The 21,250-nt window shown below is 55.6% G+C and carries 25 protein-coding genes; 15 read left to right on the top strand and 10 right to left on the bottom strand.

All coding sequences use genetic code 11. From position 1 onward, the window contains the following. Positions 1-131 precede the first annotated feature (131 nt). The 3 genes from ACMYSN_RS19565 to mrkJ all read left to right on the top strand — a co-directional run bounded on the left by ACMYSN_RS19565 (position 132) and on the right by mrkJ (position 2,293). Positions 132-836, top strand: coding sequence for a flagellar brake protein (locus tag ACMYSN_RS19565; protein ID WP_462495864.1), 705 nt, complete (start codon positions 132-134; stop codon positions 834-836). A 190-nt stretch (positions 837-1,026) separates the two neighbouring features. Beyond that, positions 1,027-1,416: a helix-turn-helix domain-containing protein gene (locus tag ACMYSN_RS19560; protein ID WP_462495863.1), complete on the top strand. Its 390-nt coding sequence runs from the start codon at positions 1,027-1,029 to the stop codon at positions 1,414-1,416. Between the two features lie 160 nt (positions 1,417-1,576). Further along, positions 1,577-2,293 carry an EAL domain-containing protein gene (mrkJ, locus tag ACMYSN_RS19555; RefSeq protein ID WP_462495862.1) on the top strand — a complete coding sequence of 239 codons (717 nt, stop codon included), beginning with the start codon at positions 1,577-1,579 and terminating at the stop codon, positions 2,291-2,293. A 47-nt stretch (positions 2,294-2,340) separates the two neighbouring features. On the opposite strand, the gene ACMYSN_RS19550 is transcribed toward mrkJ, so the two are convergent. The 8 genes from ACMYSN_RS19550 to ACMYSN_RS19515 form a co-directional block, all read right to left on the bottom strand. After that, positions 2,341-2,928, bottom strand: a complete 588-nt coding sequence (locus ACMYSN_RS19550) for a fimbrial protein (protein ID WP_462498294.1) — start codon at positions 2,926-2,928, stop codon at positions 2,341-2,343. 77 nt (positions 2,929-3,005) lie between these two features. Continuing rightward, the gene (locus ACMYSN_RS19545) at positions 3,006-3,998 is read right to left on the bottom strand and encodes a fimbrial protein (RefSeq protein WP_462495861.1); all 993 of its coding nucleotides are present in this window, start codon (positions 3,996-3,998) and stop codon (positions 3,006-3,008) included. Then, positions 3,989-6,475: a fimbria/pilus outer membrane usher protein gene (locus ACMYSN_RS19540; protein WP_462495860.1), complete on the bottom strand. Its 2,487-nt coding sequence runs from the start codon at positions 6,473-6,475 to the stop codon at positions 3,989-3,991. The genes ACMYSN_RS19545 and ACMYSN_RS19540 overlap by 10 nt, the downstream gene beginning before the upstream one ends. An 11-nt stretch (positions 6,476-6,486) precedes the next feature. Beyond that, positions 6,487-7,188, bottom strand: a complete 702-nt coding sequence (locus ACMYSN_RS19535; RefSeq protein WP_123756625.1) for a fimbrial biogenesis chaperone — start codon at positions 7,186-7,188, stop codon at positions 6,487-6,489. Between the two features lie 96 nt (positions 7,189-7,284). Next, positions 7,285-7,893: a fimbrial protein gene (locus ACMYSN_RS19530; RefSeq protein ID WP_462495859.1), complete on the bottom strand. Its 609-nt coding sequence runs from the start codon at positions 7,891-7,893 to the stop codon at positions 7,285-7,287. 442 nt (positions 7,894-8,335) lie between these two features. Continuing rightward, positions 8,336-9,034, bottom strand: a complete 699-nt coding sequence (locus ACMYSN_RS19525; RefSeq protein ID WP_462495858.1) for an ArsR/SmtB family transcription factor — start codon at positions 9,032-9,034, stop codon at positions 8,336-8,338. Between the two features lie 9 nt (positions 9,035-9,043). Next, positions 9,044-9,430: an amino acid-binding protein gene (locus ACMYSN_RS19520; protein ID WP_462495857.1), complete on the bottom strand. Its 387-nt coding sequence runs from the start codon at positions 9,428-9,430 to the stop codon at positions 9,044-9,046. After that, positions 9,423-9,749, bottom strand: coding sequence for an antibiotic biosynthesis monooxygenase family protein (locus tag ACMYSN_RS19515; protein ID WP_462495856.1), 327 nt, complete (start codon positions 9,747-9,749; stop codon positions 9,423-9,425). The genes ACMYSN_RS19520 and ACMYSN_RS19515 overlap by 8 nt, the downstream gene beginning before the upstream one ends. Before the next feature lie 365 nt (positions 9,750-10,114). On the opposite strand from ACMYSN_RS19515, the gene ACMYSN_RS19510 reads away from it, so the two are divergent. Next, complete coding sequence (locus tag ACMYSN_RS19510) at positions 10,115-10,327, top strand: YdgH/BhsA/McbA-like domain containing protein (protein ID WP_015585822.1); 213 nt, start codon at positions 10,115-10,117, stop codon at positions 10,325-10,327. 95 nt (positions 10,328-10,422) lie between these two features. Here ACMYSN_RS19510 and ACMYSN_RS19505 read toward each other — a convergent pair whose 3' ends face one another. Then, a complete protein-coding gene (locus ACMYSN_RS19505) occupies positions 10,423-11,295 on the bottom strand; it encodes an EamA/DMT transporter family protein (protein ID WP_462495855.1) in 873 nt (290 codons plus the stop codon). 81 nt (positions 11,296-11,376) lie between these two features. Here ACMYSN_RS19505 and ACMYSN_RS19500 point away from each other — a divergent pair, with 81 nt between their 5' ends. After that, positions 11,377-11,883, top strand: a complete 507-nt coding sequence (locus ACMYSN_RS19500; RefSeq protein ID WP_462495854.1) for a MarR family winged helix-turn-helix transcriptional regulator — start codon at positions 11,377-11,379, stop codon at positions 11,881-11,883. Here the strand turns inward: ACMYSN_RS19500 and ACMYSN_RS19495 are convergent. Further along, positions 11,880-12,839, bottom strand: coding sequence for a nickel/cobalt transporter (locus ACMYSN_RS19495; RefSeq protein WP_123756618.1), 960 nt, complete (start codon positions 12,837-12,839; stop codon positions 11,880-11,882). The genes ACMYSN_RS19500 and ACMYSN_RS19495 overlap by 4 nt on opposite strands. Before the next feature lie 110 nt (positions 12,840-12,949). Here ACMYSN_RS19495 and ACMYSN_RS19490 point away from each other — a divergent pair, with 110 nt between their 5' ends. The 10 genes from ACMYSN_RS19490 (at position 12,950) to ACMYSN_RS19445 (ending at position 21,132) form a co-directional block, all read left to right on the top strand. After that, a complete protein-coding gene (locus ACMYSN_RS19490) occupies positions 12,950-13,420 on the top strand; it encodes a MarR family winged helix-turn-helix transcriptional regulator (protein WP_123756941.1) in 471 nt (156 codons plus the stop codon). Between the two features lie 358 nt (positions 13,421-13,778). After that, positions 13,779-14,921: an amidase gene (locus tag ACMYSN_RS19485; protein ID WP_462495853.1), complete on the top strand. Its 1,143-nt coding sequence runs from the start codon at positions 13,779-13,781 to the stop codon at positions 14,919-14,921. A 65-nt stretch (positions 14,922-14,986) separates the two neighbouring features. After that, the gene (locus ACMYSN_RS19480; protein WP_462495852.1) at positions 14,987-16,153 is read left to right on the top strand and encodes an acyl-CoA dehydrogenase family protein; all 1,167 of its coding nucleotides are present in this window, start codon (positions 14,987-14,989) and stop codon (positions 16,151-16,153) included. Between the two features lie 19 nt (positions 16,154-16,172). After that, positions 16,173-16,517: an IacB protein gene (locus tag ACMYSN_RS19475; RefSeq protein ID WP_123756615.1), complete on the top strand. Its 345-nt coding sequence runs from the start codon at positions 16,173-16,175 to the stop codon at positions 16,515-16,517. Between the two features lie 3 nt (positions 16,518-16,520). Then, positions 16,521-17,048 carry a nuclear transport factor 2 family protein gene (locus ACMYSN_RS19470; RefSeq protein WP_462495851.1) on the top strand — a complete coding sequence of 176 codons (528 nt, stop codon included), beginning with the start codon at positions 16,521-16,523 and terminating at the stop codon, positions 17,046-17,048. A gap of 53 nt (positions 17,049-17,101) precedes the next feature. Then, positions 17,102-18,409 (top strand): aromatic ring-hydroxylating oxygenase subunit alpha, encoded by a 1,308-nt coding sequence (locus ACMYSN_RS19465; protein WP_462495850.1) that lies wholly within the window; start codon positions 17,102-17,104, stop codon positions 18,407-18,409. Then, positions 18,406-18,885 (top strand): aromatic-ring-hydroxylating dioxygenase subunit beta, encoded by a 480-nt coding sequence (locus ACMYSN_RS19460; protein WP_462495849.1) that lies wholly within the window; start codon positions 18,406-18,408, stop codon positions 18,883-18,885. The genes ACMYSN_RS19465 and ACMYSN_RS19460 overlap by 4 nt, the downstream gene beginning before the upstream one ends. Positions 18,886-18,892: 7 nt before the next feature. Continuing rightward, positions 18,893-19,633: an SDR family NAD(P)-dependent oxidoreductase gene (locus ACMYSN_RS19455; protein ID WP_462495848.1), complete on the top strand. Its 741-nt coding sequence runs from the start codon at positions 18,893-18,895 to the stop codon at positions 19,631-19,633. A gap of 24 nt (positions 19,634-19,657) precedes the next feature. Further along, positions 19,658-20,626, top strand: coding sequence for a PDR/VanB family oxidoreductase (locus ACMYSN_RS19450; RefSeq protein ID WP_462495847.1), 969 nt, complete (start codon positions 19,658-19,660; stop codon positions 20,624-20,626). 11 nt (positions 20,627-20,637) lie between these two features. Next, positions 20,638-21,132, top strand: coding sequence for a flavin reductase (locus ACMYSN_RS19445; protein ID WP_135717221.1), 495 nt, complete (start codon positions 20,638-20,640; stop codon positions 21,130-21,132). Positions 21,133-21,250: the final 118 nt, after the last annotated feature.

Genomic DNA, 21,250 nt, shown 5'->3' with positions numbered 1-21,250 from the left:
AAATCAATCCAGCTATAAAGATAGCTAATAACATCAAATGCTCAGAAAAACATCTGGTTAATACAATCAGAATGTTGGCATTGCTATACAAAAAATTAACTACACACAACAAAAATCGACAAGGAATCTAAATGACTGAGGGAACGATAAAAACCAGCAGGTATGAGATCATTGCTATTTTCAGGGAAGAACTCAGAAAACAGTCCGAGATAGAAATCGTCCTCAATAACAAAAGCATCATGACTCAACTCACGCGGGTTGATTTTGCCGAGTTCCATATCGTCACGCATAGCAAAATCCCTCCGGGGAATAGATATAGATTCATTCTGCATAGCGATTCAGGCAAAATTGAATTCAACTCAACGCTGCTGGAAAATTATGGCAGCGAGCACCAACAGGGTAATAAGTTCTCATTTAGCCTCCCTGACTGTCTTCAGGTGATTCAACGCCGACGCGACCCGCGCTTTCGCCTGCATCACCACTATGATTTCTTTTGTCGTGGCCGACATAAAAATGGTGAGAACTATACTTTCGAAATTAAAGACATATCAGATGGCGGCTGCGCGTTGATGGCGAAAAACCCCAACTTAAAATTCCTGGGCCATCACTCGGTGTTGAAAAATTCAATTCTGTCATTAGCAGAATACGGCGAAATCACTATCGATTTAGTCATCAAAAATGTCATTGAGGTCACCCTCGACGATGGCTGCGTAGACCAGGAGAGCTACCATCAGGTTTCCTGCCAGTTTAAATTCCGCCATCATGATGACAAAACCAAAATAGAGAAAATGCTGCTGGATTTGATTCTGGAAGCCAAGCGTAAAAAGAGAGTCTGATCTTTTGGACAGGATATCGCTGTACACTGATGATAATCTCATCGGGCAATCGATACATCGCTATATGATTGATAACAATAAAAATATTTCATTATTTCGTTATCAGGATATTGCGCAAAAGGCAGGGATGCCTTTCGCCGGCATCGTCATCATTAATGTCATCCATCAGGACATATCGGCTGGCGAGACAATGTCGCGACTCAATATGCTGCGCGGGTATCTCCTGAACTGCTCCCGGCTGATTTTGGTGGTAAAAAGTGACATTGCCGGCCTGTGTCTGGAGCTGATCGGTATAGATAATGTATTGATACTCACTGAAAAATCATCGCTGGGTGATTTTTACCTTGCCACCAGCACGCCGCGCAACGGGCGCCAGGCCCCGGCGCAGAAGAAACTCTCCGCCAGAGAGCTACAGGTTCTTGAGTTGACGATGAGCTGTCATAACAATAAACGCATCGCCACCCTGCTGGACATCGACCATAAAACGGTACACAGCCATAAAATGCATATCATGAAAAAGCTGGGTATGGATAATTCGCGGATGATGAACCAAAAAATAGTCAATCTGTATCAATGCTAAAAAAGGTATTCCCCTCCTTCAGCATAAAAACAAGTAGATACCAATCAAAACCAAATAATTAATTGAGAAGTTACATTTAATAATTATTCCCAACTACAACAAGGTCACTTATAATCATTACACCCTGCAACAACCATGTGTAACTTCCTGGCGCGAAAAAATGAAAGCCACCCTATTTTCAGATAACAATTTGTCTCGTAGTGATATTGCCGTACGTTATGTCTTTCAAAAAATGTTCTCGCCACAAGATACCCTGGTTGCCGTAGAGTGCTTAAGTCGTTTCGATACCATGCCGGTCGCGCCGGAATTTTTCTTTCGCCACGCCAATGCCGCGCTGCGTGAAAGTATTTTTATGGAGCAATTAGCATTAATTGAAAAGCACAAAGCATGGTTTATTGATAATGGCATTTCGGCGACAATCAATGTCGACGACCACATCCTCAGCATTCTCCATCACCCCGAAATAGACGCCTATATAAAACGTCTGGGCTGTGTGCATTTTGAGGTGACTGAAAACGCCAATAGTTTGCTTAACGATGCACTTGCCAACTGGCAATCCTCCCCCGCGTCCACCTTATGGCTCGATGACTTTGGCTCTGGCTACGCCGGTATTAATGCTATTCGAGGATATCATTTTGATTATGTCAAAATTGATAAAGACTTCTTCTGGCATTTAATGAAAAAAGAATCCGGGCGCCCGCTAATGGATGCGCTGGTAACCTTCCTTTCACGCAATAACCATAACGTCATTATTGAAGGCGTGGAAAGTGAAGCGCATAAAAACTGGCTGCAGGGAATGGAATGGTTTGCCGTTCAGGGGCATTACTGGAAAGAAGTCAGTATTGAACAGTTGGTTCAGGAAAATATCACCCAGTAAAAATACCGGAACCATCCGGTATTTTTACTGGCGAAAAGCGCACACCCTCAGTTATACACTAATTCCCAGGTGGCCCAACTGGTAAGCGGGCCGCTGGTTGCCTGCAACGGCGTCGGCGACACGTAGCCAATATAATAAGTAAATACCCCACCATTGACCGATTTTTCTACCATCGATACCCGGTTTTGCTGCGGGTCAGCGGGCACAATTTTATTGCTCTTATCGAGGGTATTATTGTCATTGGTCGACAGCGCCAGATAGATATTCCGCGCCCCGTCCGGCAACGTATTAGCCAGATAGCCGGCGTTTTCGTTCGCGACCGCCGTCAGCATAAATCCATCGACCCAGCGCACATTCACCGAGCGGATCTCATGGCTGTCCGCCGCACCACCGTCATGGCGTAGCTGACAGTTCGATAGCTCAAGAGTGAAAGGCTGCGGTTTCATCAATGCTCCGGCACCACGCGCGTGGACTTCCGCCAGACTTACCGGCGCCAGCCAGACGTTGCCGCTGCCGGCATTATGGCCGCCGTTGAGCGCCACGCTGCAGGAGATATCCGTCACCTTCCCGGCAAAATCGACCCGCCCGTTATCGTATTCCGGCATAAAACCGTAGACCGACGAGGTGACAATCATGCTGCCTGCCACCGCTAGTCTCAGACGTCGTTTGCTGCGGGTACCCCATCCATAATCCTTCATGCCGGCCTCCCGAATTAATCGTATGTCAGGTTAAAGATCATATGCGACTCCACCTCGCCGGTACTGGTTGTCGGCAGATACTGGTAAAAGCGCGCATGATAGGCTTGCGTAAAGTAACGCGTCTCCTGATTACGTAGAGAGCCGATGCTGTACTTTTTGTTAAATTCCAACGGAACCCCGTCCCGCAGCACCTGAATGCCGACCCCTGTCGCAGCTGAGCTACCGCTTTTTTCATTGAGCAGTGCCCCTTGCTTGAGGGTGGTGCTGGTCGCCAGCGTGCCGGAGAACGAAGTCTGAATATTGGCAAATCCTGTGTCGCTTAACCCACCGCTGCACTGCAGTTCAATATTGAAATCCCGCCCACCGGCGGTGGTGCCGACCCCTTTGAGGTCGCTACGTTTAATGGTGCCTACCGGAACGTTCATATTCTTACCGCCCACCACCGTACAGGAAGGGGAGACGATGGTGATCGCGTTGGCGCTCAGGTAGGTTTCCAGGATCGGATTGTTGCCTCTTTCCCAGTCATACGAGGTATATTTCCCCGCGGCCAGGGTTCCGCTGCCGGTGACTGCGGCGGTCTTGATAAGCTCAAGGGTGAAACGCGAGCCTTCCAGCGTATAGTTCGTCCCCCGTCCCCCGTTGGACGTATAGCTGCCGGGATAAACAATATTCACCGTCGAGCCGCCACGGCTAAAGCGCATACCAATCCCCGGCACGTTGGTGGAGTAGATCTTGTTTCCCAGATCGTGCACGCCAGCAGCCACAATGTCGGCCCTGAAGGTGTTGTTATTGGTGCAGTAGTAGCTGACGCCATTGCCGCCCGGCATGGTCCAGTCCTGTTTAACGATAACCGCCCCGACCGGCAGGTCCGGCGACACCACCACCCGTCCCAGGGTCATATCAAACTTTACCGTGCTGGCCGTACGCCGCGAGCAGTCCGCCCACACCGTGGATGTTCCCAGGGCCAGCAGGCCAGCCGCCATGATCAGTCGTTTACTCAGCGACATACCGTTTCCTTTGTTTTTGCCTGACCCAGATCGACCGAACATTGCCCGTCGTTCCACTTCACCGTGACGCGCTGTACGCTGGCATCGTTGATAAACATCATGCTGCCCTGACCTACCACGCCAATGTCCTTCCCTGACGGATCAAGAATGGTGGCGGCAAACGGCAGCGGTTGATGATTCGCCTGTCGCGCCTGCAGGGTGATGCTGTTCTGCACCGAGGTCGCGAACGACACCTTCACCACGCTGCCTTCCCACGGAACAACCTGCGCCACGGTACGCTCAAAGGCGATATCATCCTGGCTGCCTTTCGGGTCGATCTCGACTGAGTTAATCCGGTACGGACGCAGATACGGCAAAATGGCGTAACCATTGCTGTCGACGCGGGTACCTGGCGATCCCGGCAGCATGGCGCCGGCGGCATCTTTGGCTTCAATCAGCGCCATGGTGTTGCCACTTTCCGGCGAGAACACCACGCCATGGCGATGGGCAATCAATGTCCCGCTGGCCCCGAGCCCGCTCTGCCGGTAGCCTTCGCCCTGGCTGTAGCTGCCGTTGAGGGTGGTCCACGGCGTGCGGTAGCTGCCGTTCAGGGCCACATCATGCTGCCCCCCGGTCACGGTGGTGGTGGAGATGCCGTAGTTGAGGTTATTTTCGCGATCCAGCGCGCCGTTAATACCAATCTGCGAGCTGCCAAAGCGCGAATTGTTGAACGAGGTATTCGAGGTCAGGTTGGCGGTACGGTTCTCACCGAACCATAACGGGTAGCTGAAGTTAAGCGAGACGCGGTCGTCGCGACGATGCCCGTTGTTATCCGGCGTATAGACGCGCTGCGCCCCAACGGACCACGAAAGACGCCCGTACGTATTGTTGTAGTTGAGCTGATACTGCTTCTCGGTTCCCGAGCGGTTCCAGTAATCAGAGACGCTACCGCTGAGATAAAAACCGCCCCAGCCATCTGGCAGGTTCTGGTTAACGGTAAAGGTCATGCCGTTTTTCTGCCGCCACAGGGTGTAGTTGCGGTTACGATTCTTCTCTTGATCGATGGTGTACAGTGCGTCGCTGAGGTTGTAATAGCCTTTGGTGGAATAGCGATAGGCCGCCAGCACGATACTGGTCTGAGTTTCGGTGAACATCCGGTTAAAGGTGGCGCGATAGCTCTGCCCTTTCTCATCGAGAGTGTCGCTCTTCAACCGCGACTGGGTGACATCCAGCGACAATGCACCGATACCGGTATTCATCCCGGCCCCCAGCAGAAACGCCTGATAATCATCAAAGCCGGTCACGCCGGTATAGCCGGTGAACAGGTTGCTCAGACCATGCTGCCAGGTGGCCTGATACAGCATCGGTTTGTTTCGCAGCGAATTATCATCGACCTTACCGGCCGACAGCGCATAGCGGGTCATGCCCGGGCGCAGCAGCTGCGCAACCGAGGCGTAAGGGACGCTGAAGACCTGCACCGAACCATCAGCCTCTTTGACGGTGACGTCAAGATCGCTGCCGTAGCCAGAAGGGTAGACATCCTGCAACGTAAACGGCCCCGGCGGTACCGAGGTCTGATAAATAATGTTGTTGCCCTGGCGCACCGTCACCAGCGCGTTGCTTTGCGCCACGCCGCGGATTTCCGGGGCGTAGGAGCGCATGCCGTCCGGGAACATATTGTCATCGGTCGCCAGGTTTACCCCACGCAGGCCAATGGTGTCGAAGAATTCCCCGTTAGTGAAAATCTGCCCGCCGCTGACGATTGAATTAATCTGCGGGATCGGCCGCTGAAGGTAGGTCTGGTTACTGTTCCAGTGCGCTTTCCCCTGCTGCTGCTGCCAGTTGAGGTTACCGATATGCTTGAACAACCAGCCGTCCCAGGACAGACCGGCATTGATGCCGAGATAGGCGCTGCTGTTATCCGAGCCGTTAGCCGCCGAGGTGTGGCTGGTCCAGGTATTCGCCATCCAGCCGAGATTCAGCGCGGCAATGCCCTTATCCCAGAATTCCGGGCTGACAAAGTTTTTCAGACGCTGATCCTGAAAGATCTGCGGAATGGTAATCTCCAGTCGCAAAGCGGACTGAATCAGATTGTCTTTAACGGAAGCGTCGTCATACCACGCCTGCAGACGGCCACAGAAGCCTGCCTGCTTGCTCAACTGCGGGTTGAGTTTTTCTGCCGAAATGCCGTAACGCTCGAGCATCTCGCGGGTGTAGCAGATCCCGAGGTTGCCCTCTTTGTCACGGGTGACGTTGAGATCGTAGCGCCCCTTCCACTCGTTATTGGTGTAAACATCGAGGGAATAGGTCCCTTCCGTGATGGCACTGGCGGAGAAGCGAGACAGATCGACCTTTTCCCGGCTGCCAACGATAAAACCATCATTAAACTGGTATACCGTTCCCGGGTTTTCCTGTCCGCTGGAAAATGGCGGGAAGCAGAACAGCGCCATCGCGATCGCCGTGCTTAATCTTCCCGGGCAGATAGACCTCTGCGTCATGATCGAATCCCTTATTTAACCGCGACTTTCACCGCCACATCTGCGCCATAGTCATTGATATTGTTGAGCGTCAGGGTCTCGCCGCGGTTCACGGCGCCAGAGAGTGCTACGGTCTGGCTTGACTGCGGCGCCAGCATCACCGTTTTGCTGTTCAGGGCTTTGCCGCCCTCACGGGAAATACGGCTGATGGTGAGATAAAACGGCGTCGGGTTGTTAACTGCCAGGCTGCTGCCATTGGCGGTCAGCGTCAGTTGCTCCGGCGCGGCGTCGCGGTTGCCCAGTCCGACAGGACGATAGATAAACTTAAAGCGCGAACGGATCGCCAGCTGGAGGATGTTCTCGCCTTCATTTTTCTGATTGGCAACCACCGGCGGTATCTCGAGCAGATTCAGCCACCACAGCGTCTCTTTATTCTGTGCCAACCCGGCAGCGCTACCCAGCTTAATGCGTAAGGTCTGGCCGCTTTTCGCGTCAACGCGAGAAATCGGCGGGGTAATAATAAATGGCGTGGTAATGGTATCCGGCGTAGCGTCGGCATTACCGTTATCCAGCCAGGCTTGCGCCAGGGCCGGACGGTCGGCGGTATTAGAAAGCTGCACCGTTATTTCTTTTTCATTTCCTGGATAAATAAAGCGGGTGCCGTTGACGATAATATTGTTGGCATGAGCCGCGAAACTAAAAATGAAACAGAAAAAAAGGACAATATGCTTCATGCTGACCTCAGAAGAAAAAAACAAGCGGCAGCAAGGGCCGCTTTATTATTATTTTAAACCGTCGGAGCAACCGACGGTTTTATTTTCTGGCGAAAATTACTGGTAAGTAATTTCGTAGGTCGCGTAGCTGTTAACCACACCGGTAGTTACGGTATCCGGGGTATTAGTCGCGTAACCGACGAAATAAGTGAAGCGCGCGCCGTCCTGGACTGCGGAGTCATCAGCGGTAGCTTTCGGCTGAGTAGTGTCACCCGGGATGATTTTTTTAGCCAGGGTGCTGCTGTCATCGGTGGACAGAACCAGCTGGATGTTTTTCGCACCTGCAGCTTCGGTGTTCGCCAGGTAGCCGACTTGTTTGCCTGCCGCGCCAGCCAGCAGGTTACCGCCGGTCCAGTTCACGCCCAGTTTGCTGACATCATCCTGCTTCTCGGCGCTTGCAGACTGGCAGTTGCTGACGTCGATGGTGAAAGATTTTGGTTTCAGGTAGGTATCTGCGGCAGCCGCTTTGACTTCAGTCAGGGTAACCGGAGAAAGGTAAACGTTAGCATCGCTGCCCTGGCCGTTAACGGAAACGGTGCAGGATACATCGGTCACTTTACCGAAGAAATTAACCTGGCCACCACCAACATTGGTATCAGCCGCATTTGCCGCAGTCATACCAAAAAAAGCAGTCGCCATTGCTGCAGAGAGAAGAACCTTTTTCATTGCCATTTCCTTGTCAGAGTGAGTTTTATATCAATAAAACCAGCAGTAAATCTGCACAAAAGTCAGAAGCGTTATGCGATGCTCACTTGTGCAACTGTGAATAGAAACTTCGACTGACCGGAAGCCGCAATATTTAAGGCGTCAGGACACGAACGCGATTGATGGTGTTCGGTAATGCTATCGGCGTCAAAGAATGCTATTTATCGGCAACAAATATACATTTGCTTATAACTTGTTACACCCCACGAGTGATAAGTTTTGACTATTGATAAAAACCTAACAATAGCTAAAAACAAACAGCAAGTTATTTACATTGAAAAGAAAAAGGCGCAATAGATATATATCGAGGAGGGAACATCATGACAAATAATGCTATTTGCTGGCTATCGCGAATATTCTGAATAATAAACGGAGGGAGCCATCAATATTGCCAAATAACGCCCTACAGCTGCAACTGAAAGTGCTGGCGTAGCGCCTGCTTGCCTTTCGGGGCGATCGTCACCTGGCGAAATCCCGGGGTGACAACAAACCAGCCGTTGAGCTGACCATGGCGCAATAATGCGGCCCCCACGGCGCCTCCGGGGTGAAAACGCCGCTCGCTCCAATCCAGACAGGCGCAGCACACCCGGCGCCGCCCGGTCGGCAGGATCACTCCTAAACGAGCAAACTGCGCCTCTCCGGTCGCCGTCAGCGCCTCGCCATCCGGCGTGATCCACGCTTCGCGCAATAAGAAATCATAGAGCCCGACCGCCACTTCGCCCGCCAGGTGATCGTAGCAGGTGCGCGCCGTGCGCAAATTCACCGGGGTGCGGGTGGTGAGCGCCGTCGCGTGTTTGCCGGCCATGACCATCATGTTTTCCAGCAGCCCGGCCACGTCGGCGCTCGCCAGCCGGTAATAACGGTGGCGCCCCTGCGCCAGGCACACCAGCAGCTGGCTGGTGACCAGCCGGTTAAGGTGGGCGCTGGCGGTTGAGGCGGAAACCTCAGCAACCGTCGACAGCTCCGTGGCGGTCCATGCCCGGCCATCCATTAAGGCACAGAGCATTTTCATCCGCGAGGCGTCGGCCATGGCGGCAGCCAGCGCGGTGATAGATCCCGCCAGTGACTCATCATCAGCAATAATGTTGGCCGGTTTTAACATAGCGCCTCGTCAGGTGGTAGCCCAGGCACGCGTCACGTCCTGCGCCAGTGAAAAGTTATCGGTGACCAGAATCAAGCGATTGGCGTGATCGCTGTACTGGGTCAGAATATTGACTCCCTGCTCAGCCAGCGCCTGCGCTATCGCCCCCAGTTCACCGGGTTGTTCCTGTTTTAACCTGCGGATGAGCGGCTGGCAAACACCCGCTACCGGGATCCCCGCCTGTTCCAGCACCGCTCTGGCCCGTTCGCCTTCAACCACCAGAAAATGCGCATGGCATTGATTGCCGCAGGTGAACACGCCGCCCCCTTCCAGCCCCACGCCCTGTTCCCCCAGCGTTTGCCCGAGTTTCGCCAGCTGGCCAGGAGTATTGGGCAGGATCACATGAATATCATACATTACCGTGTTCCTCCCGGCTGGCCGAGCCGTAGGCGCGGATAACCTGCGCAATTCGAATCTGCCAGGCGGCGAAGATATCTGCCTTGCCCTCCTGCTGGGCCGCCTGGTGGCAGAGGTTCTGTTTCCAGGCCAGCACCGCCTGTTCATCACGCCACCACGAGAGGGAGAGAATTTTCCCCTGCGTCGTCAGGCTTTGAAAGCGCTCGATGCTGATAAAGCCATCGATGGTGCTGAGCAACGGTTTCAGCTCCGCCGCCAGGGCCAGGTAACGCGCCTGTTTTGCCGGTGTGACATCGGCTTCAAAGAGTACCGCGATCATCGTGTCGTCCTTCTGCTGTCAGTGATAACGCCACTGTAATACTCCGGTTCAGCCGATGCTTCGTCGGCCAGCGAAGTATCATTTGCCCTCTTTTAACCCGGCTGGCAGGCATGTCCTGGCCGCACTCTTCAAAAAATCATGGTATCAGCAATACTTTTTTTTAATTTTCCGGGCTCACAAAAATGCAAATAAGCCATTGTTTTTGATGGAGACAAGATCCAAAACGTCATCCGACCGTCATCCTTCCGGCACAAAAGTGTGATCTAAATCGCACTTTTTGCCACGCCAGTTATAGTTAGCAGGCTTATTATAAACCCATCGAAAGCACAACGCTTTCCACCTAAAAAGTTAAAAGGATACACACCATGAAAAACGTAAAATTACTTGCCGCTGCCGGTATGCTCTCCCTGGTTTCTTTCGCTAGCTTTGCTCAGCACCCGGTCAGCGTCACTGCAGATACCCTCGACAGCGCAGAAGCAAAAATTGCCACTATCGCTAAAGATCAGGGCGCGTCTTACCACATTACCGAAGCGTATACCGGTAATCAGGTTCATATGACCGCCGAGCTGTCTAAATAACAGAATGGTTGCAGAGGGAACTGCCAGACTGGCCGCTGAAAGGCGGCCCGTTTGGTTCCCGCCGCACAAGCATCATGCAGCAATGTCGGGCCCCTTTATGGGGCTTTTTTTGTTAGCGCGCGCTGGATAGTCAGCACGCTCACCAGCACCACGATCAGCCCCACCAGCGCCAGCCCCTCAATTTTCTGTCCAAGAAAAATCCAACCTAACAAGACCGCCGTCACCGGGCTCAGCAAACTTAATGCCGATACTGCAACCGAAGGCAGACGGCTAATCCCCCGGAACCACAGCCCGTAAGCCAGCATGGCCCCGGCCACGCACAGCCACAGATAGCCTGCGAGCTGGGTCATTGTCAGCGGTTGCAAAGGCGGATCCACCCACCACGCCACCGGCGCCAGCACCACGCCGCCAATCAGCAGTTGCCAGCCCGTCAATGCCACCACCGGCAGCGATATCGCCCAACGCCGCGACAGCCAGGTGCCCAGCGCCATACTCACCGCCCCGGTGAATGCCGCAAGGATCCCCAGCGGATCCAGCACAACGTCCGGCGACAGCAGCAACAGCGCCATGCCGATAATGCCACTACACGCCGAGACCACCGCCAGCCACGGCGAACGCTGCCGGTCGACACACCAGGCCAGCAGCATCACCAACAGCGGCTGTATCGCGCCAATCACTGCGGCCAGCCCGCCGGGCAGGCGGTAGGCGGCAATAAACAACAGTGCCTGAAACGCGCCAATATTGAGGATTCCGGTGACGATCAGCTTCCACCACTCTCCGTGGCGCGGAAAACGCCGACACCAGATCAGCAGCGCCACGCCTGCCGGCAGCACCCGCAGCAGCGCCGCGATAAGGGGCCGGTCCGGCGGCAAAAACTGCGAAGTCACAATATAGGTCGTTCCCCAGATAGCCGGAGCCAGGGCGGTCAACAGTAAATCTACAACGGGCGATCGCGAGAGAAAGCGCATGATTTTATCTTCACTTCAAGGTAAATTGATGGCTTAAGTATGTATCGATAAATGTCTTGATATCAAGATAAGTGAGCACAATTGGACAAGTCCCGCCCGGCTGATGCCGTAGATCGCATTCTTGAACAGTGGAAACGGGAGCGCCCGGATCTCGATTGTAGCCCGATGGGGCCGATCGGGCGCCTGAAGCGCTGCGCCATGCTGCTGGAGCCGCAAATAGAAGTCGCGTTTATTCGCCACGATCTGGTGCGCTGGGAGTTTGACATGCTGGCAACGCTGCGCCGGGCCGGCGCGCCGTTTATCCTCTCTCCCACCCAGCTTTTTTCGACGCTGATGATCACCTCCGGCACCATGACCCATCGTCTGAAAGCGCTGGAGAAAAGAGGCTTTATCAGCCGGTTAGCTGACCCGAACGATGCGCGAAGCATGCTGGTCGTCCTGACGCCTGAAGGGCGCGAGCGGATCGATGAGGCGGTAGAAACCCATGTGGAAAACGAACGCCAGCTGCTGGCCGGGCTGACCGCCGCCCAGCGCCAGCAGCTGGATCAGTCGTTGGCGCTGTTGATGCGTTTGCTGGAAGACCGCTAGCAACCGGCGGCGATATAGTCACCGTTCGCGCTCATCGGGATCACCGTTAAAAACAGCACGCAGGCGAATAACATCAGGATCACTCCGCCGATAATTTTTACCGTCGGGACCAGCCACGTCAGGCGGCGCTCATCGTCTCCGGCAAACAGGCTAACCGCCCGTTCACGCGCGTAGCGGACTGCCAGCGAGAGGCCGAGGATCGATAACGCGGTCCCCAGCGACATGGTCATCACCGCGGCAATACCCCAGCTGACGATCCCCAGGGCGTTGGAAAACAGCAGGATCATGATCGCCCCACTGCAGGGCCTGGCGCCAATCGCCAGCACCACCCCAAGCCGGGTTTTCCAGTCAACCTGAGTCAGGTCATGCCCGACGCCATGATGGCCGCAGCCGCAATGGTCGTCGTGCTGGTGCAGCGGGGTCGCCGCGCGGATGGTCATCTTCCGCGGTCGCAGACCCCTGAGGGTTTGATAAATCACAAAGGCGCCGAACGCCCCGATCATCAGGGCGCTGATTTTCTCCACATACCAGCGGCTGGTACTGAGATCGCCGGAGGCCAGATTCAGCCCCACCGCCAGAATAAAGACAAACAGAATAGCGCTGACTCCCTGCATCAGGCTGCCGAGAAACGGTACCACCCGCGCCGCCAGCAGGCTTTCCTGGTTGGTGCTGAGATAGGTGGTGACGATAAATTTACCGTGCCCGGGGCCTACCGCGTGGAGCGCGCCATACAGAAACGCCCCGCCCAGCAACCACAACCCGCCGCTGTACTCATGGTTGTTGAGCTGCAAAAGATACATCACCAGATAGCGGTGCAGCGTGATTTGGGTGGCCAGGCACCATTGCAGGAAAGCGCCCCAGTGCGCATGGAGCGCCACCCCGGCCCACAGTAGCGCCAGCACCGGCAGCCCCAGTGAGAGAAGACGCCAGTCACGCGTCAGAATGCGAGTTGTCATCATTTTTAGCCATTAAGAGCCTACCTCAGCAGGCGTAGATTGCATTTTACAATACCCGTCAATTACGCATACCATCAGCCATTCTACCGTCGTCAGGCAAGGAGATGCTTGTGGATCAAAATAACACCTCTGAACACCCCGACAGCCACGAGAGCCGCTTCCATAAAGAGGAGTTCCCCTTCTTCTGGGTGGTTAACGTGTATGCAAAGTATACGCAGTTGATGGAAATAGAATTAAAAAAAATCGACATCGACCTCTCCCGTTTCCGGGTGCTGATGCTGGTTCATCAATATCACCGGGCCAGTATTTCCCGTATTACGGAGTATGCCGTCAGTAAAATGCCCACCGTCACCAAAATCGTGGGGCGCCTGCGCGATGACGGGCTGCTGACCACCCATATCAGCGCCAGCGATGGCCGCGTCACGGAAGCCGAGCTGACGCCCGCCGGTCAGGCGAAGGTCGCCGAGGCCCAGGTGCTGAGCAAAAAAGTGTTCGCCAGGGCGTTTAAAGGTATTACCCCCGCCCAGGAAAAGAAAATGAATCATGTGCTGTCCCTGCTGCTCCACAACCTCAACGATTAGTTCCCCCTTCTGACGACGCGACAATAACCTTTATAGTAAAAAGGGTATTGTCGTTCTTCCCGTTCCCCCTACGTTTTTCGCACAGTTTTTATCATTTTATTAACTTATATTTTTGCGCTGTTTTTTGTGAGCCCCCTCAAGAGATTAAAATATAAACACCAAATAATAACCATAAAAAACAACAAATTAAAAATTATTTTTTATTTATAAAAAATTCACATCATCAAATTCGATGTGAAAAATACGTTACAAATCACTTGAAGTTTCAAGTTTTAATGACAAGATTATCTCAAGTTCGACGCTGTACGTTTTATGCCCATGTCACTTCGCTCAGTATCGTTAAACGGATAAATGAACCATGGCTAATGAACATTGCTCAGACATGACATCCGCGCCTTCAGGATTTATCTCGCGTTTTACGCTGGGCGCCGGAAAAGTGACGTTTGCGGTCAAAGACACCATTGATATCGCCGACCATGCCACCCAGGCCGGCAGCCCGGTGCGGCAGAATGTGCCGGCGGCTGAAGCCCACGCCCGGGTGGTTCAGCAACTGCTGGATAACGGCTATCAGCTGCGCGGGAAAACGACCCTGCATGAGCTGGCCTTTGGCGTCACCGGCATCAATAGCTGGAGCGGAACCCCGGTCAACCCGCACTTTCCGGCGCTGATCCCCGGCGGATCGTCGAGCGGTTCAGCCACCGTGGTCGCCGCGGGCGAGGTCGATTTTGCGATTGGCACCGACACCGGCGGTTCGGTGCGTATGCCGGCGGCCTGTTGCGGCATCGTGGGTCTGAAACCAACCTGGGGCCGCGTGAGTCGCCAGGGAGTGATGCCCGCCGACAGCTCGCTGGACTGCGTTGGTTTCTTCAGTCGCGACGTGGCAACCCTGCGACCGGTGCTGGAAACCGTACTGGCCGAGCACGCCCCTGCCGTCCCGGCCCAGCCGGCCACGGTCTTTCTCTGCGGGCTGGCTACGGCCGACATTGAACAGTTGATCCTCGCCCGCCTGGCGCAGGCGGGGATCCATGCGGTGCAGACCTCGCTGCCAGGTTTTGCCGACGCCCACCAGGCCGGTCTGACGATCATCAGCCAGGAAAACTGGCAGGCATTTCACACCATCGTCGACTCTCCGCTGCTGGCCAGGGATGTGGCCGTGCGCATCCGCGCGGGTGCGGACATTAGCCCGGCCCAGCGCCGGGCTGCCGAAGATGTACGCCAGACCTTCAGCCAGGCCGTTGATGCCCAGTTGGCCCGCACGCCGGTGATTTTACTGCCGACCCTGCCGGCCTTCCCGCCGACGCTGGCCGAAGCCGCCGACCCGCTAAACGTGGTGAACCTGACCCGGCTGGTGCGGCCGTTTAATCTCAGCGGCCATCCGGCGCTGACGCTTCCCATCGGGGAGATCAATCAACGCCCGGTGGCTTTACAAATCGTCGGGCAGAAAAATAAAGAATTCGATTTACTCTATTTTGCTGAAGCATTAATGGCAAAATTAAAATAATCAGACTCACAAACTAATAATAACAAAAACAATTCACTCTCTTTAACTGGAAGAGGCTATGTCACATGTTAAACCCATCGGCATCACTGCGTGCGGAAAAGACCCTGCACGCAACAAATAGTGAATTAAACGAATTACTCGGCGAATTAAAATCACGCAGTGAGGAATTTGAACAGCAGCGATATATATCTGGCGATATTATTGCGCGCTTTAAAAAGATTGGCGTTTATCGTGCATTAGTCCCGGCGCAATATGGCGGGGATGAAATTTCACCCGCCGAATTTTGCCAGCTGATTGAAACCATCGCCAGCGCCGACGGCTCCGCCGGATGGGTCGCCAGCTTTGGCATGAACCCTTTCTATCTCGGCGGTCTGCCCTTAAGCACGCTGGATGAAATTTATCGCCATGGCCCTGATGTGGTCTTTGCCGGCGGGATTTTCCCTCCGCAAAAAGCCATCGCCCAGGACGGCGGATTCCAGGTCAGCGGGCGCTGGAGTTTCGCCAGCGGCTGCACCGGCGCAGAGCTTATCGGCGTGGGCATCCTGCCGGATGACGGCTCTGCCCGTCCGCTGCCGCGTATCGCGGTGCTTCCCGCCGATCGCTTCACCATCGACCCGGTATGGAATACCGTCGGGCTGGCCGGCACCGGCAGCCATGACGTAGTGCTCAAAGAGGCGTTTGTCCCCGAAGAGTGGACCTTTATTCGCGGCGGCGAACTCAATCTGGACGGCGCGCTTTATCGCTACCCGGTACTGTCGCTGGCAACCCAGGTACTCTCGGTGGTAGCGCTGGGTATCGCCCGCGCCGCGCTCAGCGAGATCTACGCCATCGCCGAGCGCCAGAGTTCAGTCACCGGCGCTCCGTGTCTCGCCGACCGCCAGTTCGCACAGATGGAAATCGCCCACTGCGAAGCAGAGCTGCGCTCGGCCCGCTGCTGGTTCTACGACGCCATCGACGACGTCTGGCAGACCATTTTACGTGGTGATACCCCAGGCGAAGAGATGATCAACGCCCTGCGCCTGTCCTCGACGCACATCACCCGCGTCTCTTCCTCCGTGACCACCCGCGCGCTGAAGCTGGCCGGTATGCCCGGCGTCGCCATGCGTAGCCCGCTGCAGCGCTATGCCCGCGATTCGATGGTGATCACTCAGCATGCCTTTATGGGCGAACTGACTTACATCAATGCCGGGAACATGTTCTTCGGCCACTCGCCGCTGCCCGGCTATTTATAACCTTTTAAGGAGTATGACGATGATCCGTGTTCTATTTTGTATCGGCGTAAATCAGAACTTTTTCGATGCCACCCCGGAGGTCGGCAAGCAGGTCTGGGCCGCGTTTGGCGAAATGATGATAGGGATTGAAAACACCGACGGTATTCAGGTGATCGGCAATATGGATGACGACCGGGTAATGGTCGGGCCATCTACTGGCTGGCCATGGACCACCTACGTCCTCGCCGACGCCCGTGATTTTGACGCTGTTACCGCCGCCTGCAATCTGTTCCGCAGCGTGCAGGTTGGCGGCGGTCCGGACCGGCTGTGGAAATATTGCAAAGTCGAAGCCCGTACCGGGCGTGAATTAATTATTCAGGCCTGATAAATGAATAGCGATAAACTGCTACAGCGCCTGGATAAACTCGAAGCCGCCAACCAGATCCGTAATCTGATGAGCCAGTATATGCATTTATGCGACGATTTATCCCATCCGGATATCGCCAATGAAATTGCTGAATTATTTAGTGAGGCAGCTATCTGGGAAGGTATCGGCAGTTTATATCAAATAAAACTAGGGCGTTATTGTGGACGCGAAAATATTGCCAGAATGATGGCCAGCTATATTAGCGAGCCTTCTCACTTTGCCATTAACGTTCATTATTTAACGTCAGAATATATTGATATTTGTGCGGAAAAAGAGGCCATCGGGCGCTGGAAAATGTTGCAGGTTTCCACCTTCCGCGCCGGCGGGTCGCATCTCAACAGCGCTGAACTGGTCATCCGCTTTAAAAAAGCCGGCGACCGCTGGCTGATCGACCATTTCACCACCCGTAATTTATTGAGTCGCCCGGTGGATTACTGGCACTCGCAGGCGGATTTACCCGTACCTAATGCAACGCAGTCTCCGGAATGATTCCGCGGGCAGCCCGCCCGCAGAACCATCACGGGGCCTCAGGAGATTGAGCAATGTCTGAATGTATTCCGGTTAAAAATATAGAGAGCGGCTACTGCGCCGCCACGTTAGCCTCCCTGGTGCAGTCAGACCGGGTGCATACTTCGCTGTACACCTCCGGCGATATCTTCGCCCTCGAGATCGATAAGATTTTTAACCACACCTGGGTGTGGGTGGCGCACGAAAGCGAAGTCCCGGACACCGGCAGCTTTAAGTCGTCGATGGTTGGCACCCAGCCGGTCATCGTGGTACGCGACCGCAAGGGCAATATCAACGTCCTGCTGAACCGCTGCCGCCACCGCGCCGCCACCGTCTGCGAACACCGCAGCGGAAAAACCAACAGCTTCGTCTGCCCGTATCACGGCTGGGGCTACGGCCTCGACGGCGCCCTGCGCGGCGTGCCGCATCCAGAAAGCTACGGCGATACCCTGGAAAAAGACCAGCTCGGGATGGTGCGTCTGCGTACCGAAAGCTACGCCGGGATGATCTTCGCCACCTTCGACCATGAGATCGAACCGCTGACGGATTTCCTCGGCCCGGCCATGAAGTGGATGGATCTGTTTATGAAACAGGGGGCGGGCTATGCGCTGCAGGCCACCACCGCCCACCGCTTCCGCTTCCCTGGCAACTGGAAGATCCAGCTGGAAAATACCACCGACGGCTATCACTTCCCCATCGTGCATAAATCGTTCCTCAGCTCGGTCGATAAGCAGACGGAGGAGATGCTCAATTTCGTCGACGGAAAAGGCTTTGTCGAAGACCTCGGCAACGGGCACAGCGTGATGGTGATGATCCCGGAGCTGATTGATCTCGAAGAGAACCTCGATGCGCCGGTGCCGGACCGTTTCCTCGAACTGGCGCAGGCGCTACGCGAAGAAGGTCATGAAGAGCTGCAGGTGCGTCGCATCGTCCGCGCGGTCGGCGGCAGCGGCTTTAACCTGAACCTGTTCCCTAACGTAGCCTGCTCGATGGCGTTCTTCCGCGTACTGCAGCCCGTGTCGGTACAGGAAACCGAAATCCACCACGTGGTGCTGACCATGAAAGATGGCCCGGCGATCGCCAACCAGGCGCGCCTGCGGATGCACGAACACTTCCAGGGGCCGATGGGCTTTGGCACGCCGGATGATTCGGAAGCCTGGGAGCGCGTCCAGCGCGGCGGCGGCGCGGGCAACGATCTGTGGATCATGCTCAACCGCGGCCTGCCGGGAGAAACCCGCACCGCCGACGGTCTGCGCAGCGACGTCAGCGCCGAAACCGGCATGCGTGCCGCCTATCAGCAATGGAAAAAGTACATGACTGCCGAAAGCCGGGGGCAAAAATGAGCGCACAGTCCACCTTAACCGCCGCCATCCACTTTATTAACCTGGAAGCGGACCTGCTCGACCAGGGTGAATTTCGCGAATGGCTGACGTTGTGGCAGCCGCAGGGGATGTACATCATCCCCGTCGACCAGCAGACCACCGATTTCGCCAATGCGCTGAACTACGCCTATGACAACCACGCGATGCGCGAAAAGCGCGTCCATCGTCTGTACAGCGGAGAGTCGATCTCCACGACACCACGGGCGCGCACCATTCGCATGACCGGGCGCCATCGTCTGGTGACGCAGGACAGCGAGCAGGTCGAAATCCGCTGCGCCCAGTTTCTCTATGAATACCGTAAAGGCAACGAGCAGCACTACGTTGCCGACCTGAGCTACACCCTGGTGCCGCAGGGAGAGAGCTTCCTTATCGCGCAGAAGGTCGTCCGGCTGATTAACGGCGATGACTATCTGCATAGCATTGGCTACATCCTGTGAGGCCGCAATGAACAGAACCGTATTAGTGACCGGCGCGGCTAACGGCCTTGGGCTGGTCATCAGCCGCCATCTCTGGGAGCAGGGCTATCAGGTTGCGATGGCCGATATCTCTCTCGACGCCGCGCGCCAGAGCGCCCGGCAGATCGACGCCGACCAGCAGCGGCTGCTGCCGCTGGCGCTGGATATCCGTGAAGCCGAGCAATTCCAGGCCGCACTGGATCAGGTGTGCCGCCACTTTGGCGCGCTGGATGTGCTGGTGAATAACGCCGCGCTCACCCTGACCACGCCGATCATGGAGATCAGCGTCGAAGAATTCGATCGCGTCACCAGCACCAACCTGCGGGGCACGTTTCTCGGCTGCCAGACCGTCGGCCGCTATTTTAGCGAGCGTCAGCAGGGCAGCATTATCAACCTCGCCTCGCTGGCGGGGCAAAACGGCGGCACCGCTTCCGGCGCCCACTATGCGGCGTCGAAAGGCGGCATTCTGACCCTGACCAAAGTGTTCGCCCGCGCGCTGAGCGCCGCCGGCGTCAGCGTCAACGCCATCGCCCCAGGCCCACTGGATCTCCCGTCGGTGCGGGCCGCGGTACCGCAAGAAAAAATGCCGGCGCTGCTGGAGATGATCCCGATGAAACGCCTGGGCGATCCGCTGCTGGTCGCCCGCGCGGTAGAGCTGCTGGCCGCCCCTTCCGCCACCTATATCACCGGGGCGACCTGGGATATCAACGGCGGCATCTATATGCGTTAAGCCCTTGCAGGGTGGAGAAGAAAGATGGTTGAAACGCTGACCGTGCGCGTCGTAGAACGCGAAATTCAGGGAACCGAAGTCGTCGTCCTGACGCTGGCCTCGCTGGACGGAACCGCCCTGCCCGCCTTTAGCGCCGGGGCGCATATCGATCTCCACCTCGGCGAGGAGATCGTCCGCCAGTATTCGCTGTGTAGCAGCCCGCATCACCCGGAACAGTATCGTCTGGGCATCCTTAAAGATCCGGCTTCACGCGGCGGATCGCTGGCGGCGCACCTGCTGCAGGTCGGCGCGACGGTGGCGATTAGCCCACCGCGTAATCTGTTCCCGCTGGAGATGGACGCCAGCCGCAGCCTGCTGATAGGTGGCGGGATCGGCATTACGCCGATGCTGGCCATGGCGGATGCCTTGTTCCGCGCCGGCAAGCCCTTCGAGATGCATTATTGCGGGCACAGCCGCGAGGGAATGGCCTTTTTGCACGAGCTGGCGGACTGCCACTTTAGCCAACATGTTCATCTGCATATCAGTGACGAAGGGCACAAGATCCGCCCCGAAGACGTGCTGGCGCCGCACCATGCTGATGCGCATGTTTATGTCTGCGGCCCGGAAGGGTTTATGGACTGGGTATCCGATGCCGCACGCGGCTACGGCTATTCCCCGGAACGCCTGCATCAGGAGTACTTCAATCGTGAAGTCGAAACCGGCGGCGACCGCTTTGAAGTCGATGTCCCGGAGCTGGGCTTAACCGTCACCGTCGAGGAGAACGAAACCATCGTCGCCGCGCTGCAAAAAGCAGGGATCAAGGTCAAAGTCTCCTGCGAACAGGGGGTTTGCGGAACCTGCCTTGCCAACGTGTGTAGCGGTGTCCCGGACCACCGCGACGAATACTTAACCGATGAAGAACGCGAAGATAACGATCAAATTCTGCTGTGCTGTTCGCGTGCCCGAACTCCCCGGCTGGTTATCGAAAGCTTCGAATACGTCAAACTGAAATAACGGATACCGCTATGAACCTGACATCAGATTTCCGTAATGCCATGGCGCAGTTGGGCAGCGCCATCACCATCATCACCACCGATGGTCCGGCGGGCCGCTTTGGCTTTACCGCCTCGGCCGTGTGCAGCGTCACCGATTCGCCGCCCACGCTGTTGGTCTGTATGAATCGCTCCTCGTTCGCTCATAGCAAGTTTAAAGAGAACGGCGTGCTGTGCGTGAACGTGCTCTCCGCTCAGCATCAGGACCTTTCCGGCGTCTTCGCCAATAGCCAGCTGCGATCGGAGGAGCGTTTTTTGCATGACCAGTGGCTGGCGCTGGAAACCGGTTCACCGGTGCTGGCGTCTGCCGTTGCTAACGTCGACTGCACGATCGCCACCAGCCATGAAGTGGGCAGCCACAGCGTGTTTTATTGTGAGGTCCGGCAGATCCGTCACAACCAGGCCGGCGACGGACTAGTGTGGTTCAACCGTCAGTTCCATACCCTCAGCGCGCAACCGTACCGCTAAGTGTTTGCATAACAACCCATAAGAGCCTGTCCATCAGGCTCAAAAAAATACCCTATCGCATTACGCCTCCCCATCGCCTTTGGGTGGCGTCAAGGTGCTGACTCGTCGGCGCCCTCTT

It is taken from the genome of Klebsiella sp. R445, assembly GCF_051131755.1.
In the GTDB taxonomy this organism is placed as follows: domain Bacteria; phylum Pseudomonadota; class Gammaproteobacteria; order Enterobacterales; family Enterobacteriaceae; genus Klebsiella; species Klebsiella lignicola.
Note: the sequence above shows the minus strand (reverse complement) of the source record. Positions and strands in the feature narration are given on the sequence as shown.